Below are 16,748 nucleotides of genomic sequence, written 5' to 3'. Positions count from 1 at the left end.
ACATAACGACCAAGGAGACTGCAATGTGGTACTTCACCTGGATTCTCGGCATCGGCGTGGCATTGGGCTTCGGCATTATCAACGTCATGTGGCTGGAAGCCAACGGCAAGTTCGCGCGCGACCCGCAACCCGCCGGCAGCGCGTCCGGCACCGCCGAGGACACGCCTTGACCCGTCTGGTTTTTTTCTGCGGTCACGCGGGCACCGGCAAGACCACGCTCGCGAAGAAGCTGATCGGCCCGCTGATGAAGGCCACCGCATCGCCGTTCTGCCTGCTCGACAAGGACACGCTCTACGGCAGCTATAGCGCGGCCGCCATGGGCATGCTCACGGGCGATCCGAACGATCGCGACAGTCCGCTGTTTCTGGAGCATCTGCGCGAGCCCGAGTATCGCGGCCTGCTCGATACCGCCCGCGACAATCTCGCGCTCGGCGTCAGTGCGCTGGTGGTCGGGCCGTTGTCGCGCGAGGTGCGCGAACGGCGCCTGTTCGATCGCGCCTGGCTGGGGGTCGATGCGAACGTCGCGCTGCGGGTCGTATGGGTCCATACGTCGGAAGAGACCGCGCATCAGCGTATCGTCGCGCGCGGCAATCCGAACGACGCCTACAAGCTCGCGCACTGGGACGAGTACCGGCAGCGCCGCTTCGTGCCGAGCGGCGACCTTTGCGAGGACCTGTTGATGTTCGACAACACCGCGCCCGCCGCGGCGGATTACGAGGCGCTGCTGGCGCGGATCGTCGGTGAGCCGCTTGCGGTGTCGGGGATGCCGCCGGTGCCTGTGTAGCGCGGGCCCTGGTCGTAGTGCCGGTGTCGATGCGGGTGTCGCGCCGGGCTTGCGCCCGACTTGTTTCCCTACTCGTCCGATATAAAAAACGCCCCGCATGGCGGGGCGTTCGAGTGATCCTCTGCGGGACCTTTCTGCTTGCTCGTGGCGGACGGTTCGACAACAACCGCGTCGACAACCGCGTCGCCGCCCAATCGCACGGCCCCCAGCATCGAGCCTTTCGCAACCGCGCCGCCTTACACCGTCGCCATCGCATCCAGCGAGCGGCCTTCATACAACTGGCCGAAGCGGTTCGCGAGGAACTTGCGCAGCGATACCTGCTCCTGGCGCACAAAGCCGCTTTGCGGCAGCTTCTTCTCGCGGAACAGATCGAGCACCGCGCACATCGCGCCGGCCGTGGTGATCTGAATCGCGCTCATCGGCACGCCGCACACTGTCTTCGCGAAGATCTTGCGCGTGAACACCTCCTGCACCAGTTGACCGTCGCGCATGCCGCTCACGGTGATGAACACCAGCACCACGTCCTGCGCGGTGGCCGGCACCGAACGGCGCAGGATGGTCTTGAGCGTGTCGCGGTCGCTCGACAAACGCAGGTCTTCCAGCAGGAACTGCATCAGGTTGCGGTGGCCCGGATAGCGCACCGACTTGTAGTCGAGCGACTCGACGCGGCCCGACAACGTCTCGCACAGCGTGCCCAGGCCGCCGGAGGTGTTGAAGGCTTCGTATTCGGTGCCGTCGAGCGAGAAATGCTCCAGGCCTTCGAGCGGCTGCACCCATTGCGTGCGGCTGTCGCGGATCGCTTCGCACGGCTGGCAGTATTCGTTGATCAGACCGTCGACGCTCCACGTCAGGTTGTACTTCAGCGCATTGGTCGGAAATTCCGGCAGCGCGCCCACGCGCATCTTGACGTCGCGGATTTCCGTGAAGCGGTTCGCCAGTTCATGCGCGGCGATGCCGATGAAGCCCGGCGCGAGACCGCACTGCGGCATGAAGGCGTGCTCGGCGCCGTCGGCGATCGCGCGGATCGCGTGGGTGGCGCGCACGTCCTCGGTCAGGTCGAAGTAATGCACGCCCGCGCCCTTGGCCGCCGAGGCGACGTTCACGGCCAGGTAATAAGGCAGCGCGTTGACGAGCGCATCGAAGCCTTGCATCGCGGCGCGCAGCGCGGCGGCATCGGCGGAATCGACGCGGCGGGTCGGAATGCCCTGGGCGGAAAGCTTGTCGAGCGCGTGCTGGTCGCGGTCGAACGCGACGACATCGTAGTCGCCGGTGTCGCGCAACAGGTGGGCAATGGTGTGACCGATCAAACCTGCGCCAACGATGGCTACTTTCATGCGCTTCTCCAATTTTTTGTGTGCGCTGTCTCAAGCGTGGAAGTGCGCCGCGCGCTACGCGCCGCGCCCGGCGGGCCGAACCCTTGAGACACAGTTTAGGGAGAAGCAAAAACAGTTCATACACGCAAAATGCTGCGTTATGACTATGAACTTCGACGTTATGACGACACGGCCAGTCTAAATGTCGAAAACGTATAAAAATGGCGTAAGCGGCGCGCTGCGCTCACACCATGCCGCGGTCGATCTTGCGCGCGAGAATGATCGACGTCGTGGTCCGCACGACGCCTTCCAGGCCGCCGATCTGATCGAGCAGATCGTTGAGGCGATCGGGCGAATCCGCGCGCAGCCACGCGACGTAATCGAACTCGCCGCTCACCGCGCACAGCAACTGCACCTCCGGCATCTTGCCGAGCCGCTTCTGCACCGCCGGCCCGTGCCGCGGCGCGATGATGATGCCGACGTACGCATAGATGCTCGAGTCGAGCACGTCCTGGCCGAGCCGCACGCTATAGCCCGCGATCACGTTGCTGCGTTCGAGCCGCGCGATGCGCGCGATCACGGTGGTGCGCGCCACGCCCAGTTGGCGCGCGAGATTGGCGACGCTCTCGCGCGCATTGGCTTGCAGCAGCGCAACGAGGTTGCGGTCGAGGTCGTCGAGTTGATCGAGGCGCGGAGGTCTCATCGGGAAGAAGGAAGTGGTTGATCGGTGGCCGGATGGATTATCGCGCGTCTTCAATCGCGACAGGGGCGATGCGGTGACCCGGCACGCCTGGTCCCCTGACAGAATTCATACGTCAAGGCCGGTGGTGCGTTTCCACTGATCTTTGGAACTTATGCCCCACCGCCCCCACCTCGGTCTGGAAAGAAGCTGGCCGGAAGCAAGCGCCATTTCCCATAACCCAGCCCCGCGCGGGGCTTTTTCATGTCAGCCGTTGGCAACCAGTGAGTCCACGAGATCGCGCCCCTCGCGATAGGCCGCATCGAGCGCCTCTGCTTCGGTCGCAAAGACGTCGCCGAGTTCATAAAACTGCTTGCGTTGCCCGGCATGACGCAGATCAGCGCCTGGTCGGCATACATACCCGTTGTAATGGTAGGGGGTGTTTGGCGTCGGGGGCCCGTATGCAAGGATCGGCAGCACCCAGATTTCAAATCCCTTGTAGTCGATTTTTTCCCACATAGACACCTCGAACGTTAGCGGCGCGGTACCGCCGCGCGCGGTCCTTTTCTTCGTATGGCTGCGGCTTTCTGAGTCCAGATCGACTGGATCGTCGACATACGCGAAGGCGGCCGCGTTTATTTGTGGTTGATCTTTGCCAAGCGCTCCATACACTTTACGCATGTCATCGCGTAAAGGAAATGTCATGAAGCCGATCAGATTGCGCGTGCCGCGGGAGGAAGCAGGGAACCTCCCGGACGATCTCACCGCATGGGCGAGCACCAGCGGCGTCGATCCAGGTCTCACGATATTCAACGAACCGGGGAAGACCACGAACACCAGCTCGACCACGCTGTATCTCGTCCATGTGAACGAAAGCTTCTTCGATCAGTTTCCGGAGTGGCGCATGTACATTGAGCAGTAGCGTGGCAGCGCTTGCGGAGCGCGTTGGATGTAAGCCTCGCAGTTTGGCATGTGTGACGCGTTGGCTCGAACTTGACCGGTGGGCGTTTGTCCGGTGGCGCCGTTGGGGCTGATGCGTCGATGTAGCCGTGCGGGTATGACGGCCATGCAAAACCTACCGAATCTGGCGCCGCACGATACGTACAGCTGCAGGTGCGCCCCACACAAGGGCCGCGGCAATCACGAAGCTGATAGCCAGCATCACGACGACAATCGGATCGTCAGCGCTTTCTCCGTCGAGTGGTTCGAACGGAACGGCCGCCCAGCCTAAAACACGATGACCTGCCGGACTTTTCGCCAGCATCCAGAACCAATCGAACAAGCCCAGCAGCCACCCAATCGGTATGGTGAGTGCGAGGGCCAGCAGGAGTCGGAAGGCAAAGCGTTTCATCGCACCATCACCGTGCCGTAGTAATTGATGTTAGATCCCGGAATCGTCTGTTGCGTCTGCGACTTCAAAAACGCACGCAACTGCTGAAACTGTGCCGGATTGGCTACGGTCACGCAACCCTTGCTTTCGCCGAGTCGGCCCACAGGATGCAAACGGAAATTGCCTCTACGGACGCCGTTGATGAAAGTCCAGTCGTCGATCTTTCCGTCATTGCGATACAGCGCAAACCACTCGCTTCGGTTGCTGTGTACGAATGTATCCTTGACGGCATCCCACAGCCAACCCAGATGGCCGCCGCTCTGTCGGTCAATGATGTAGTACGTGCCGGTCGGCAGCGGGCCTTCGTCCGCCTTGGCTGTTGCATTCGGGTCGTCGATCGATGAACCGTCGCCCGAGAACGCGGCGACGCCGCCGAAACCGGGGCATTGGAGGGCGGACATTCGTTGGCCGTTTAAACGAAACGTGCATGCTATTGGCATAGGTCGGGTTTCTGTCTGTCTGACTTGCACCCATTATAGAAGCGAGCTTCGGTGCCGCGCCTCGCGCGCAAACTAGACGGTCACCGCAGCGTTAGATGATACGTGGGGCCTATTTGAACTAACCAAGGCGCGTGCGATCGCCGAACTCTCGGATCAGATCGCAACACGCCTTCCATTCACCGATAGCGTTAGATTCGATAGTGAACTTCTACTTGAGAAGGTCGAGTGGGATCGAGTCGTTATAGCGCACACCGGGGGTAAGCATGAAGCGGCAGGCGCCGCACACAACGGCAGGCAAGGCGGCGCTCGGCACTCGCGTGCAGCGCTTTCACTCACGCACCGAACCGCTCGATCACGAAATCGATGAAGCTGGTGAGCTTGGGCGTGGCGCGGCGATCGCGCGGGTAAAGCAGATGAACCGGCGCGCCTTCAGGCAGATAGTCCTCAAGCACCGACACCAGTTCGCCGCTGGCGATCTCCTTGGCGAGCAGCGCCTCCGGCTGCAACACGAGGCCGAAGCCGCGCAACGCGGCAATCTTGAGCGCCTGGCCGTTGTTGGCGCGAAACCGGCCCGCACGCAGCGGCTTGTCGCCGGCGGTTTCGCCGTCCAGCCGCCACGTTCCTTCGCGGCCCCAATGCAGAAAACCGAGGCATTCATGATGCGCGAGATCGGCCGGCGTGCGCGGCGTGCCGGCGCGCGCCAGATACGCGGGCGACGCGCACGCGCGCATCCGGTAGGGCTTCAACGGTCGCGCGACGAAGCTCGAATCCGGCAGATGACCGATCCGCACCGACGCGTCGAAGCCCTCTTCCACCAAGTCGATCACACGGTTCGACAGATCGAGTTCGAGCGTGACGTCCGGCCACGCGCTCAGATAGTCGGTCATGGCGGGCGCGAAAACCTCGGCGCCGTAAGTGAGCGGCACCGTCACCTTGAGCACGCCGCGCGGCGCGGCCGCCATCGCCTCGGCGAGCGACTCGGCCGCCTTCACGTCGGCGAGAATCCGCCGGCATTGCTCGTAATACTGCCGGCCTATCTCCGTCAGACTTTGCCGGCGCGTGGTGCGCGTGAGCAGCCGCGTCGCCAATCGGGTTTCGAGCGAACGGATGTGCTTGCCCACCATCGCCGACGAAATGTCGAAGCGCTCGGCCGCCGCGGTCAAGCTGCCCGCCTCGACCACGGCGACGAAAATCTCCATGCTGACGAATTTATCCACCCGCTATTTCCTGTTCGTTTCGGTTGTAAGCGTTTGTCGCGCACGAGCCGCATTGTAGGGATATCGTGATACTAATAGCGCCGACGGCGAACCAGGCAGCCGGTCGCCATGCGTCGCCACGGCTCACGCACGCATGGCGGGCCGCTCGCCCTGTACGCCTTGTCCCAATTCGAATAGACATCAGGAGTTTCGATGAAAAAAACACTGGTACTGCTGGCCTCCGCCGTCGCGATGAGCGGCGCATTCGCCCAGGCTTCCGCGCCGGTTCCGGCTTCCCCCGCGGCGAGCGCCGCCGCTTCCTCGCCCACCGCCAAGGCCGGACACGAGCGCAACGTCGAGGACCGCATCGCCTACCTGCACTCGCAATTGAAGATCACGGCGGCGCAGGAGCCGCAGTGGAACACCTTCGCCGACGTGATGCGCGGCAACGGCCAGACGATGGGCCAACTGTTCCAGCAGCGCAAGGCGGCCACCAACGTGACGGCGGTCGACGACATGAAGCAATATGCCGCGATCTCGCAAGCGCACGCGGACGGCATGAAGAAGCTGGTCGACGCATTCGACCCGCTGTACAACAGCCTCTCGCCGGAACAGAAGAAGCTGGCCGACGTGACGTTCCATCAGCCGGGCGGCGTCGTGGGCGGTCGTCGTCATCATGGCAAGGGCAAGGTCGGCAAGGTCGCGCCGGCGCCCGCGAGCGACGCGGCGGTCAAGCCGTAAGACTTTGATCGCGCGCAGCGCGGCGTTTGCGCGCTGCGCCGCGATTCATTCACGCCGCCGTCAGCGGCAAAAGAAGCGGGTCTCGAGACGCATCTGGCATGATGCGGGCATGCGCGGCGCCACGTCACGGCGCCGCGGTCAACATCTCTCCACCCATTCGCTTCATGACCGAACTCAAAAACCTCGACCTCAGTCAAGATGCCAACGCTCGCCGTGTCGTCAAGAACGAAACGGTGAGCGTCGAATTCGCCGCCGCCGAAGGCCAATTGATGAGCCTCGAAGGCCCGAACCGCTATGCTCGCGGCGACGCGCTGATCACCGGATCGACCGGCGACCGCTGGGTCGTCTCGCGCGAGCGCTTCGACGCCAAATACCTCCCTGCCGACGCCGCCGTCTCGCACGGCCAACCGGGCCCGTACCGCAACCGCCCCGCCGTCGTCCTCGCCAAACAGATGAACGAAGCGTTCTCGCTCGCCCGCTCGGCGGACGGCGGCGACGTGCTGCATGGCGCGGCCGGCGACTGGATCATGCAGTACGCGCCGGGCGACTACGGCGTCGTGCAGGCCGCGCGCTTCGCGAAGGTCTATCGGCTCGCGGATTGATTCGCTTCAGGCAAAACCGTCAGCAAACCCGTCAGGCAAACTCGTCGCCCAGATCGACGGTGACGTCGCGCGGCACCGCCTCGCCGTTCGCATACTGCTCTTCGAGCGAGCCGATGCTCGCTTCGACATATGCGCGCAGCACCGCGAAACTGCGGCCGCGCAGCCGCGCCGGCAACGCGCGATAACGCGCCCACGCGGCCGGCGCGATCACCACGCTCATCACGATGCGGCGCGCGGCCGCGCCGAAACGCATCGCCACCCAGTGAATCGCCAGCGTCGGCGTGCCGTCCTCAGCCGCGCGCTGGATGAACTGCGTCTGCTCGGGGAAAAGATCGCTGATGACGCGCGCCAATTCCTCGAACTCGGGATTCGCGCAGTCGTATTGGTAAGCTTCCATGAGATGTGCCGAAAGTGGTCTGGAGAGTCCGCGGATATCGCAAGGATGGGCCGACGGTTCAACGCGCCGGCATGGCTCATGCGGGCACCGGCGCACGCCGGAACGTCCTGAACAACAGACCCGCGACGAGCAGCGCCGCCAGCGCATAAATACCGTCCACCGCCGCGAGCGGCACGAGTTGCGCCTGGAACAGCGCGGCGGGCACGTCCACCAGCGCGTGCAGCACGATGGCGAGCGGCAGGATGCCGCGCCAGCCCGCCCGCAAGCCGCGCCACATCAGCACCGACAAGCCGATCTGGAACACCAGCGCGGCCACGCGTTCGAGCGCGAAGATGCCGGCCGTCTGCGGCGTCAGGCTTGCGAGAATCACGTGGATGCGCATCAACGAATCGGCCGGCAGGTTGCTTAGATAGCCGTCCAGTTCGCCACGGTTTTCGAGCACCGCGAACAGAATCCATTGAATCTGCACCAGCACGCCGACGAGCCACGCTTCGGCGCCGCCGTGGCCGAGGCCGTAGGTGAGCGCGGTGCCGTCGCCGGCGGCCGCCGTGGAGGCCGGCTTCGCCGCGGCGCGCTTGAGCAGCAGGCGCATGCCGATGAAGCGTCCCACCTCCTCGCAGATTCCGGCAACGAGCGCGCCGTACACCACGAAGGCGAGCGGATTCGACAGGAAAGTGGCCGTCGCCTCGTTCCGATGCAGCACGTAATCGTTCAGCGCGCGTTCGATCACCATCGCGAAGAGCGCGAACACGGCGATGCCGATGATCGCATCGCGCGGCTTGAGCGCGAGCGGCCGGCGCAGACGACGGTAGATCAGGAACGGTAAAGCGGCGACCAGCAGCGTCGCGACGGCGAGGCTCGACAGGGTAAGCGGTGCAACAACCATGAGTTTCCTTGCGATGACCGGCGCGCACCCGCTGCGCGCCGCAGCCCGAATGATCGCAGATCAGCGCGAAGTCAGCGCGAAGTCAGTGGGAAATCAGCGCAAGGTCGAGGCGCGGACGATCAATTCGCCCGGCAAAAGGCAGTCGCGCGCACTGGTTTGAACGCCTTCGATGCGCTCGTGCAGGAACTCGACCGCGCGGTAGCCGATCTCGTAGGTAGGCTGGCGAATGGTCGTAACGCCGGTCAATTCGGCCCAATCGGGGTCGTCGATGGAGAGGAGCGCGACGCGTGATTGCCAAGCGGCGCCGTAACGCGCCTTCAGGTGCAACGCGAGGCAGAGCGCGACCGGCGCGTTCGCGGCGAACAGGGCGATGCGGCCGGCGTTGGTTGGGGCGTTGGTTGGGGCATTGCTTGCATCGCCAGCCGCATCGATCGCGCGGTCGAGTTCGGCGAGGCCGCGTTGCACCGCGGCGCTGTCGGCAAGATCGAGCACCAGCGTATGCCCGCGCACGCGACCATTGGCGCCTGCACGACTTACTCCGCTTACTCCACTTACTCCCGACGCACCCCAACCGCCCTCCCCTCGACCACCCACCGCACTCGCACTCCACTCCCCCTGCGCGCGCATCACCTCGCGAAACGCCGCCTCGCGCAACTGCCGCGAACTGACCTGCTCGAACGGCTGCACGACGAACCAGATCTCGTCGAAGCCGTTATCCAGCAGATGCCGCGTGCCGAGTTCGGCCGCCGCCCGGTTGTCCAGGCCGACCATATCGGCGACGAGCCCTTCCACCGAACGGTCCACCAGCACCGCCGGAATCCCGCCGCCGCCCACCGGCCGCAGCGTTTCCTCGCGCACGCCGAGCGCGTTGACGATCACGCCTTCCACCCGATAGGTGGTGAGCAGTTGCAGATAGCGCCGCTCCATCTCCACTTCGTTCGCCGCGTGGCAGATCAGCGGCATCAGGCCGAGTGCGTGACAGGCCGCTTCCGCGCCTTGCAGCACCTCGACGGTGTACGGATTGGTCAGGTCGGCGAGCAGCATGCCGATCAACCGGTTGCGGCCACGCTTGAGCCCACGCGCCATCTGGTTCGGCTGATAGTCGAGCCGTTCGATCGCCGCCTCGATGCGCGCGCGCAACTCGGGCGACAACGCGCTCATCTCGCCGTTCAGATAGCGCGAGATGCTGGTCTTGCCGGTGCCGGCTTCGCGCGCGACGTCGGTGATCGTCGCGCGGCGCGGCGTGGCGGGCGGCATCGGGTTCATTGGCGCATGGCTCACCGACGCAAGACTCCGCGATTGACGATGTTGGCGGTGAGCGTGCCGTCGAGCGCAGCGACCAGGTTTTCCGCCGCGTTGCGCGCCATCGCGTGACGCGTCTCGTGAGTCGCCGAGCCGATGTGCGGCAACGCGACCACGTTCGGCATCGTCAGCAAAGGCGAATCGGCCGGCAGCGGTTCGGTCTCGAACACGTCGAGACCGGCGCCGTGAATCGTGCCGTTGCGCAGCGCCTCGATCAGCGCGTTTTCGTCGACGGTCGCGCCGCGCGAGGCGTTGATCAGAATCGCGCTGCGCTTCATCGACCCGAGTTCGGCCGCGCCGATCAGGTGCTTCGTCTCGGGCGTCAAGGGCACTTGCAGGCAGACGAAATCGGCGCTGGCAAGCAGCTCCGCCAACTCGACGCGCCGCGCGCCGTACGCCTGTTCCGCCTGCGGATTCGCGCTGCGGTTCGTGTACAGCACCTTCATGCCGAAGCCGAGCGCGGCGCGCCGCGCGACCGCGCCGCCGATGCGCCCCAGCCCGACGATGCCAAGCGTCTTGCCTTGCACGTCCACGCCGAAATGCGCCGGCCCGATGCTTTGCCGCCACTGCCCGGCCTTGACCCAGTTCGCCAGTTCGACCACCCGGCGCGCCGACGCCAGAATCAGCGAGAACACGGTGTCGGCGGTCGATTCGGTCAGCACGTCCGGCGTGTGCGCGAGCACGATGCCGCGCCGCGTGAGATCGGCGACGTCGAACTGGTCGAAGCCCACCGAGATGGTCGACAAGGCCTTCAGCCGGCTCGCGCCTTCGAGCATCGCCGGCGTGATCTTCACGCTGGCGCCGATGCCGCCGTCCGCATCGCGCAACGCGGCAACCAGCGCGTCGTGCCGCGCGGGATCGACCTGCACGACTTGCGCATGCTGTTGCAGATAGGCGAGCACGTCCTCGGGCAACGATTTCCAGGCGACGATCTTCTTCATCAGCTTATTTTCCTTGCAACGGTGTGGCGAGCGTGGGGGCCTTGGTCAGCGGCTGCGGCTTGACGGCCAGCGTCAGGATCACCGCGGCGATCAACGCCACGCTCATGAACGCATACGATGCCGCGGGCGAGCCGGTCGCGCCGTTCAGATAGCCGACCACGTACGAGCCGACGAACGAACCCAGCGCGCCCATGCTGTTGATCAGCGCCATCGCGCCGCCCGCGACGTTCTTCGGCAGCAGTTCCGGCACGATCGCGAAGAACGGGCCATAAGGCGCGTACATCGCGGCGCCGGCGATCACCAGCAGCGCGTACGACAGCCAGAAGTGCGTGGAGCCGATCGCATACGACGCCGCGAAGGCCACCGCGCCGATCAGCAAAAACGGCCACACGAACACCTTGCGGCGGTTGAGTTTATCGGATGCCCACGAAGCCGCAAGCATCGCGATCGTCGCGGCCAGATACGGCAGCGCGGACAGCCAGCCGGTTTCCACCATGCCGAGCGTCGAGCCGTTCTTCAGGATCGACGGCAGCCACAGCACGAAACCGTACACGCCGATGCTCCAGCAGAAATATTGCGCGCACAGCTTGATCACCGCCGGCGAGCGGAACGCCTCGCCGTAATTGCGCACGGGTTTGATCGCGGCCTGCTCGGCGCGCAGCGTTTCGGCGAGATCGGCCTTCTGTTGCGCCGTGAGCCACGAGACCTGCTGCGGCTTGTCCTGCACGATGAACCACCAGCACACGGCCCATAGAATCGCCGGCACGCCTTCGGCGACGAACATGTGACGCCAGCCGAACGAATGCACCAGATAGCCGGACACCACCGACATCCACAGCACCGTCACCGGATTGCCGAGAATCAAGAAGGTGTTGGCGCGCGAGCGCTCGCGCTTCGTGAACCAGTTGCTGATGAAGATCAGCATCGCCGGCATCACGGCGGCTTCGACCACGCCGAGCATGAAGCGGATCACCATCAGCGAGGGAATGTTGCTGACCATGCCGGTCAGCGCCGCGCAGCCGCCCCACAGAACGAGGCTCCAGAACACGAGCTTCTTGACGCTGCGGCGTTCCGCGTAGATCGCGCCCGGAATCTGGAAGAAGAAATAGCCGAGGAAGAACAACGCGCCGATCAGCGACGACAGTCCCTTGCTGATGCCCAGGTCCTGGTTGATGCCGGCGGCGGCGGCGAAACCGTAGTTCGCGCGGTCGAGATAAGCGAGGCTGTAGGTGATGAAAACGATCGGCATGATCGTCCACCAACGGCGGATCGCAAGCGATGAGGTCATGAGTGTCTCCTTTGACGGCTTTCCGAAACAATGATGAACGGTTGTCATGCGGCGCCGTGCGGGCGCTCTTGTTGTTATCGAACTGCGTTCACGCGGCGTTGGCGATGCGCGGTGCGGCAGTGAGGTCGAGCGTATCGAGTTCGAGCGCGTCGAGTTCGGCGCGCGTCGGCAGGCCCTCGGAATCGCCGATCACCTGGATCGCCAGCGCGCCGATGCGATTGCCGCGCGCCACCGCTTGCGGCAGCGGCTTGCCTTCGAGCAACGCGCTGATCACGCCGACCGCGAAGCCGTCGCCCGCGCCGACCGTGTCCACCACGTTCGCGACGGGTTCACAGGCGATCACGGCGGCATCGTCGGCGCTGCGGAAATACGCGCCTTGCGCGCCGAGCTTGACGATCACGGCGCGCGCGCCCTGGTCGAGATAGAACTTCGCGATGTCCTCGGGCTGCGTGTAGCCGGTCAGGATCTCGCCCTCGCCGATGCCGGGCAGCACCCAGTCGGCCAGGGCCGCGAGCGCGTTCAAGCCTTCGACCATCGCCGCGCGCGAGGGCCACAGCGTCGGACGCAGGTTCGGGTCGAAGGAAATCGTCTTGCCGGCCGCACGCATTTCATGCGCCAGATGGAAGGCGAGTTCGCGCGAACTCGCGGAGATCGCCGGCGCGACGCCGGTCAGATGCAGATGACGGGCGGAGAGTACATATTCCGCCGCGTAGTCGTCCCGCGACAGGTGGCTCGCCGCCGATCCCTTGCGGAAGTACTCGATCGCGGGATCGCTGCCGTCGTCGGCTTTCGACTTTAGCTGGAAGCCGGTGGGATAGCGCTCGTCGGTGGTGACGCGGCGTTGGTCGATGCCTTCCTTCGTCAGCGTGTCGCGCACGTACTGGCCGAATGAATCGTGGCCGACGCGGCTCATCCAGCCGACGTTGAAGCCGAGCCTGGCAAGACCGATCGCCACGTTCAGATCGGCGCCCGCGACGCGCTTGGTGAACCGTCCGACGCCCGCGAGCGGGCCGGTTTCGGCGGCCACGAACATGGCCATTGCTTCGCCGTAGGTGATGACGTCGAGTGCTGCGCCTGGGTTGCTCATGCTTCGCTCCTGCGGGTCCTTTGGTGGTGGGTCGGGGTGGTGCCGGGTGTACGGGTTGCGCGTACTGGTGCGCTTTTTTGCGTGGGCTCTTTGCGTGGCCTCTTTGCGTGGCCGCTTTGCGTGGGCATCTTTGCGTGTGCTTCTTTGCGTGTGCTTCTTTGCGTGTGCTTCTTTGCGTGTGCTTCTTTACGGCGTTTGCTTCTTTACGGCGTTTGCTTCTTTACGGCGTTTGCCTCTTTACGGCGTGTGCCTCTTTACGGCGTGTGCCTCTTTACGGCGTGCGCTTCCCCGCACGCGCCTCTTTGACTCCGCTAACACTGCTCACGCCTCGCCGCCTACTTTCCGCCACGCGTCTTTTTACCTACCGCTGCTCTCTCAGGTCCTGCTTGCCGCTCACGCGGCGGCCAGCCATGCGACGTAGTGCGCCGCGTCCGCCTCGATACGGCTCGCATCGAACGGAAATTCGATGCCGCGCGGCACGTGGCGCGGCAGGTTGTCGAGCACCGCGGCGAACTGCGCGTCGCCGGCGGCCGGAGCGGCGGGAAAGCGCCGCGCGCCTTCGCCCACCGCCGTCTTGCAATGGATGTATTCGACGTGCGCCGCGAGCGGCCCGGCCGCGTCGAGCGGCGCGACGCCGCGCCATGCCCAGTTGCCGATGTCGAAGGTCATGCCCAGCACGTCCGTATGCCCTTCACGCGCCAACGCGTCGAACAGCCCGACGAATTGCGCGAGCGACCCGCCTTCGGCCAGTTGCCCGTTTTCGACGACGAGCCGCACATCCGCGCAACGCATATGCTCGGCGATCACCGCGGCATTGGCCTCGGCGGCGAAACCGCCGAGTTGTAACTTGACGAAGCGCGCGCCGAGGGCGATCGCTTCTTCGACGGAGACGCGCAGCGCGTCGGCGTTCAGCTTGCCGTCCGTTGTGTAAAGCGAAGCCGGCGTCGAGTAGACCGACCACAGGCCCAGTTCGGTAATCCGCTTGCCGAGCGCGCGCAACGCGGGCGGCGCCGCGTCGGCCTCGTCGGAAAACAGTTCGCGGCGCACCTCGAAGCCCGCCGCGCCGGCTCGCCCCGTCGCCTCGGCCCATTTCCGATGGCCGCCCGCGCGGACCGCCTCCATGCCGAAAGCGCTTGCGACGATCACTACGTCAACTGCTTCTGTCATGTTGAATCCGCTCGAATTTTGCGTCGTATCAGCGTTTGGAACCGGTTCCAACACCGTTTCGAAAAAAAGCGCCGAGGCGCTTGGACGACCGAATAGTGCGCCGTGGCCGGGGTGACGCACCATAGAGGAAATCCCCAGGGGAAGCGTGGCATGGCAAGTGTGTCGAGCGTGTCTGCTGGCGGCAAGGATGCCCGGAGCCGCCCGCCGGGATGCCACGGTCCGCCGCCGTTGGAGCCGGCAACCGTCCGCCAGTTTCGCGCTGATTCGCGTCACATCGCGCTTCACATCGCGCGTCACATTGCACGCCACTTCACGCGCCATCCGCGAGACACAGGGCGAGAAACTGTTCGACCACCCGCGACGGTGCGCTCGCATGCGGCACGAGGATCGACAGCCGCCGCGTCAGCGGCTCCGGGCTCAGCGAGAACAGACGCAACGCGCCGTTCTCATGGCGCATCGACATGGCCGAGACAAAGCCGATGCCCATGCCGGCCCGCACCGCCTCCTTCACGCCCTCGACACCGGCGATTTCCAGGGCGACCCGCATCGGCACGCCCGCGCGCGCGAACGCCCGCTCGACGACCTGCCGCACGCCCGATCCGGCCTCGCGCAAAACCAGCGGATGCGCGCCGAAATCCGCCAGTTCCGCCCGCCCGCTTTCGAGACCCGCGCCGCCCGCCTGCGCCAACGGATGCGAGCGCGGCATGATCGCGACGATCTCATCCTCACGCCAGGCGTGCACCGCGGTGTCGGGCGGCAGATCCGCGCCGACCGGCCCCTCGACCAACGCGATGTCCACCGAGCCGAGCGCGCCGACGATCTCGGTGGTGTTGCCGTCCGCGGTATGCAGCGTGACGTCCGGATGGCGGCGATGGAAGTCGGCGATCAGATACGGCAGCAGATAACTCGCCGGCGTGGTGCTCGCGCCGATCCGCAACGTGCCTTGCTCCAGGCCGCGCAAGGCGTCGCGGTACGCGTGCGCTTGCCGCCAGGTATCGCGCAGCCGCGCGGCGTAGCTCGCCAGTTGCTCGCCGGCGGGCGTAAGGCGCACCCCGCGGCCGTCGCGCTGGTAAAGCGGTTCGCCGAATTCGTCCTGCAACTGCCGCAATTGCCCGGACACCGCCGGCTGCGACAAATGCAATGCGACAGCCGCGCGACTGATATTGCGATGCTCGGCGACGGCGGCGAAAGTTATAAGCTGGTCGGGGGTCATGAGGATACAAATATCGGTTCGGCCGATACTTTACATCCCAAATCACGATTTTTCATATCGTTATATTCAATTTAGGATTAGGGCCATTGAATCAGCCAGCCAATAAGGACTGCGCCATGACCACTGCCCATCTCACCGCTGCAACCACACCGGCCGGATCGTCCACTCGCGGCCTGCTCAACGGCATTCTTTTCGTCGCGCTTTTCGCGGCTGCCGTGACCCACATCGCGTCGATTCCGGCCATCGCCGGACTGGGGCTGAGCCCGCTGATCGTCGGCATCGTGGCGGGCGCGGTTTACGGCAACGCGCTGCGCGACGGCATGCCGGAAAGCTGGGCGGCCGGCGTCAACTTTTCGGCGCGCAAGCTTCTGCGCATCGCGGTGGCGTTCTTCGGGCTGCGCGTGAGTCTGCAGGAAATCGCTCAGGTCGGCTTGCCGGGGCTCGCGGAATCGGTGCTGATCGTCGTGAGCACGCTCGTGCTCGGCACGTGGGCCGGCATGAAAATCATGAAACTCGACCGCGACACGGCGTTGCTGACGGCCGCGGGCAGCGCGATCTGCGGCGCGGCCGCCGTGCTCGCCTTCGAGTCGACGCTGCAATCGAAGCCGCACAAGAGCGCGATGGCGGTGGGCAGCGTCGTGCTGTTCGGCACGCTTTCGATGTTCCTCTACCCGGCGCTGTTCAAGGCGGGCTGGCTGCATCTGGACACGGTCGGCGCGGGGCTTTTCTTCGGCGGCACGATTCACGAGGTGGCGCAAGTGGTCGGCGCGGCCAGCAACGTGAGCCCGGAAGCGACGCACATCGCCACCATCGTCAAGATGACTCGCGTGATGCTGCTGGTGCCGGTGCTGCTGATGGTCGGCATGTGGGTGAACCGCACGGCGCGCGGCGCGGCGGCGCACGACGGCAAGCATCATGCTCCGCGCAAGCTGGCGATTCCGTGGTTCGCGCTCGGCTTTCTCGCCTTCGTCGTGATCAACTCGCTGCATGTGCTGCCGGAAACCGCGACCAGCACGCTCAACACGCTCGACACCTTCGCACTGACGATGGCCATGACCGCGCTCGGCATCGAGACGCGCATCTCGCAGATCCGTCAGGCCGGCCCGCGCGCGCTGACCACCGGTTTCATCCTGTACGTGTGGCTGACCTTGGGCGGACTCGGAATCACATGGACTGTCCAGCACCTGCTCGGCTAAGCCGCCCTCGCCTTCGAACCCACCCCGCCGCGCGCGGGGTTTCGCGCATTCTGGCGAACATCCGGCGCGCTCGCACGGCATACTGGTTGCTCACGTTACCTACTCATGCAACCCGTTCACCGCAAC

General features: G+C 65.1%; 20 protein-coding genes. 6 read left to right on the top strand and 14 right to left on the bottom strand.

Annotated elements, in window-relative coordinates; all coding sequences use genetic code 11:
- Positions 1-23: 23 nt before the first annotated feature.
- Complete coding sequence (gene cydX, locus ACTJLC_RS22575; protein WP_073431066.1) at positions 24-170, top strand: cytochrome bd-I oxidase subunit CydX; 147 nt, start codon at positions 24-26, stop codon at positions 168-170.
- Complete coding sequence (locus tag ACTJLC_RS22570) at positions 167-784, top strand: AAA family ATPase (protein ID WP_073431065.1); 618 nt, start codon at positions 167-169, stop codon at positions 782-784. The genes cydX and ACTJLC_RS22570 overlap by 4 nt, the downstream gene beginning before the upstream one ends.
- Positions 785-1,020: 236 nt before the next feature.
- On the opposite strand, the gene ACTJLC_RS22565 is transcribed toward ACTJLC_RS22570, so the two are convergent.
- From ACTJLC_RS22565 to ACTJLC_RS22555, 3 genes are all read right to left on the bottom strand, one after another.
- Positions 1,021-2,118 carry a saccharopine dehydrogenase family protein gene (locus tag ACTJLC_RS22565; protein WP_073431064.1) on the bottom strand — a complete coding sequence of 366 codons (1,098 nt, stop codon included), beginning with the start codon at positions 2,116-2,118 and terminating at the stop codon, positions 1,021-1,023.
- A gap of 223 nt (positions 2,119-2,341) precedes the next feature.
- On the bottom strand, positions 2,342-2,800 hold the full coding sequence (locus ACTJLC_RS22560; protein ID WP_073431062.1) for an Lrp/AsnC family transcriptional regulator: 459 nt from the start codon (positions 2,798-2,800) through the stop codon (positions 2,342-2,344).
- A gap of 243 nt (positions 2,801-3,043) precedes the next feature.
- On the bottom strand, positions 3,044-3,481 hold the full coding sequence (locus ACTJLC_RS22555; RefSeq protein ID WP_440845163.1) for a hypothetical protein: 438 nt from the start codon (positions 3,479-3,481) through the stop codon (positions 3,044-3,046).
- Between ACTJLC_RS22555 and ACTJLC_RS22550 the strand changes: the two genes are divergently transcribed.
- The gene (locus ACTJLC_RS22550; RefSeq protein WP_083083781.1) at positions 3,480-3,698 is read left to right on the top strand and encodes a hypothetical protein; all 219 of its coding nucleotides are present in this window, start codon (positions 3,480-3,482) and stop codon (positions 3,696-3,698) included. The genes ACTJLC_RS22555 and ACTJLC_RS22550 overlap by 2 nt on opposite strands.
- A gap of 153 nt (positions 3,699-3,851) precedes the next feature.
- Here ACTJLC_RS22550 and ACTJLC_RS22545 read toward each other — a convergent pair whose 3' ends face one another.
- The 3 genes from ACTJLC_RS22545 to ACTJLC_RS22535 all read right to left on the bottom strand — a co-directional run bounded on the left by ACTJLC_RS22545 (position 3,852) and on the right by ACTJLC_RS22535 (position 5,823).
- The gene (locus ACTJLC_RS22545; RefSeq protein ID WP_073431060.1) at positions 3,852-4,127 is read right to left on the bottom strand and encodes a hypothetical protein; all 276 of its coding nucleotides are present in this window, start codon (positions 4,125-4,127) and stop codon (positions 3,852-3,854) included.
- Entirely contained in the window at positions 4,124-4,606 is a 483-nt protein-coding gene (locus ACTJLC_RS22540) for a DUF2778 domain-containing protein (protein ID WP_154874041.1), read from the bottom strand. The genes ACTJLC_RS22545 and ACTJLC_RS22540 overlap by 4 nt, the downstream gene beginning before the upstream one ends.
- 332 nt (positions 4,607-4,938) lie before the next feature.
- Positions 4,939-5,823: a LysR substrate-binding domain-containing protein gene (locus ACTJLC_RS22535; protein WP_073431058.1), complete on the bottom strand. Its 885-nt coding sequence runs from the start codon at positions 5,821-5,823 to the stop codon at positions 4,939-4,941.
- A gap of 192 nt (positions 5,824-6,015) precedes the next feature.
- Between ACTJLC_RS22535 and ACTJLC_RS22530 the strand changes: the two genes are divergently transcribed.
- The gene (locus tag ACTJLC_RS22530; RefSeq protein ID WP_073431057.1) at positions 6,016-6,543 is read left to right on the top strand and encodes a Spy/CpxP family protein refolding chaperone; all 528 of its coding nucleotides are present in this window, start codon (positions 6,016-6,018) and stop codon (positions 6,541-6,543) included.
- A 164-nt stretch (positions 6,544-6,707) separates the two neighbouring features.
- The gene (locus tag ACTJLC_RS22525; protein ID WP_073431056.1) at positions 6,708-7,145 is read left to right on the top strand and encodes a PGDYG domain-containing protein; all 438 of its coding nucleotides are present in this window, start codon (positions 6,708-6,710) and stop codon (positions 7,143-7,145) included.
- Positions 7,146-7,176: 31 nt separating this feature from the next.
- Here ACTJLC_RS22525 and ACTJLC_RS22520 read toward each other — a convergent pair whose 3' ends face one another.
- The 8 genes from ACTJLC_RS22520 to ACTJLC_RS22485 form a co-directional block, all read right to left on the bottom strand.
- Positions 7,177-7,542 carry a DUF3022 domain-containing protein gene (locus tag ACTJLC_RS22520; protein WP_073431055.1) on the bottom strand — a complete coding sequence of 122 codons (366 nt, stop codon included), beginning with the start codon at positions 7,540-7,542 and terminating at the stop codon, positions 7,177-7,179.
- Between the two features lie 76 nt (positions 7,543-7,618).
- Entirely contained in the window at positions 7,619-8,428 is an 810-nt protein-coding gene (locus ACTJLC_RS22515; protein ID WP_073431054.1) for a YhfC family intramembrane metalloprotease, read from the bottom strand.
- Between the two features lie 93 nt (positions 8,429-8,521).
- Complete coding sequence (locus ACTJLC_RS22510) at positions 8,522-9,694, bottom strand: LacI family DNA-binding transcriptional regulator (RefSeq protein WP_310132654.1); 1,173 nt, start codon at positions 9,692-9,694, stop codon at positions 8,522-8,524.
- Positions 9,695-9,705: 11 nt separating this feature from the next.
- The gene (locus ACTJLC_RS22505) at positions 9,706-10,671 is read right to left on the bottom strand and encodes a 2-hydroxyacid dehydrogenase (RefSeq protein ID WP_310132398.1); all 966 of its coding nucleotides are present in this window, start codon (positions 10,669-10,671) and stop codon (positions 9,706-9,708) included.
- A 4-nt stretch (positions 10,672-10,675) separates the two neighbouring features.
- Entirely contained in the window at positions 10,676-11,959 is a 1,284-nt protein-coding gene (locus ACTJLC_RS22500) for an MFS transporter (protein ID WP_073431051.1), read from the bottom strand.
- Between the two features lie 88 nt (positions 11,960-12,047).
- Entirely contained in the window at positions 12,048-13,046 is a 999-nt protein-coding gene (locus tag ACTJLC_RS22495) for a sugar kinase (protein WP_073431050.1), read from the bottom strand.
- 393 nt (positions 13,047-13,439) lie between these two features.
- On the bottom strand, positions 13,440-14,213 hold the full coding sequence (locus tag ACTJLC_RS22490) for a sugar phosphate isomerase/epimerase family protein (protein WP_073431098.1): 774 nt from the start codon (positions 14,211-14,213) through the stop codon (positions 13,440-13,442).
- Between the two features lie 310 nt (positions 14,214-14,523).
- Complete coding sequence (locus ACTJLC_RS22485) at positions 14,524-15,426, bottom strand: LysR family transcriptional regulator (RefSeq protein ID WP_073431049.1); 903 nt, start codon at positions 15,424-15,426, stop codon at positions 14,524-14,526.
- A gap of 116 nt (positions 15,427-15,542) precedes the next feature.
- Between ACTJLC_RS22485 and ACTJLC_RS22480 the strand changes: the two genes are divergently transcribed.
- On the top strand, positions 15,543-16,622 hold the full coding sequence (locus tag ACTJLC_RS22480; protein WP_073431048.1) for a YeiH family protein: 1,080 nt from the start codon (positions 15,543-15,545) through the stop codon (positions 16,620-16,622).
- The last annotated feature ends 126 nt before the right edge of the window (positions 16,623-16,748 follow it).

Origin of the sequence: Paraburkholderia sp. 22099, from assembly GCF_052045835.1 — a bacterium.
GTDB classification, from domain to species: domain Bacteria; phylum Pseudomonadota; class Gammaproteobacteria; order Burkholderiales; family Burkholderiaceae; genus Paraburkholderia; species Paraburkholderia terricola.
This window is presented reverse-complemented; position numbering and strand designations above follow the sequence as displayed.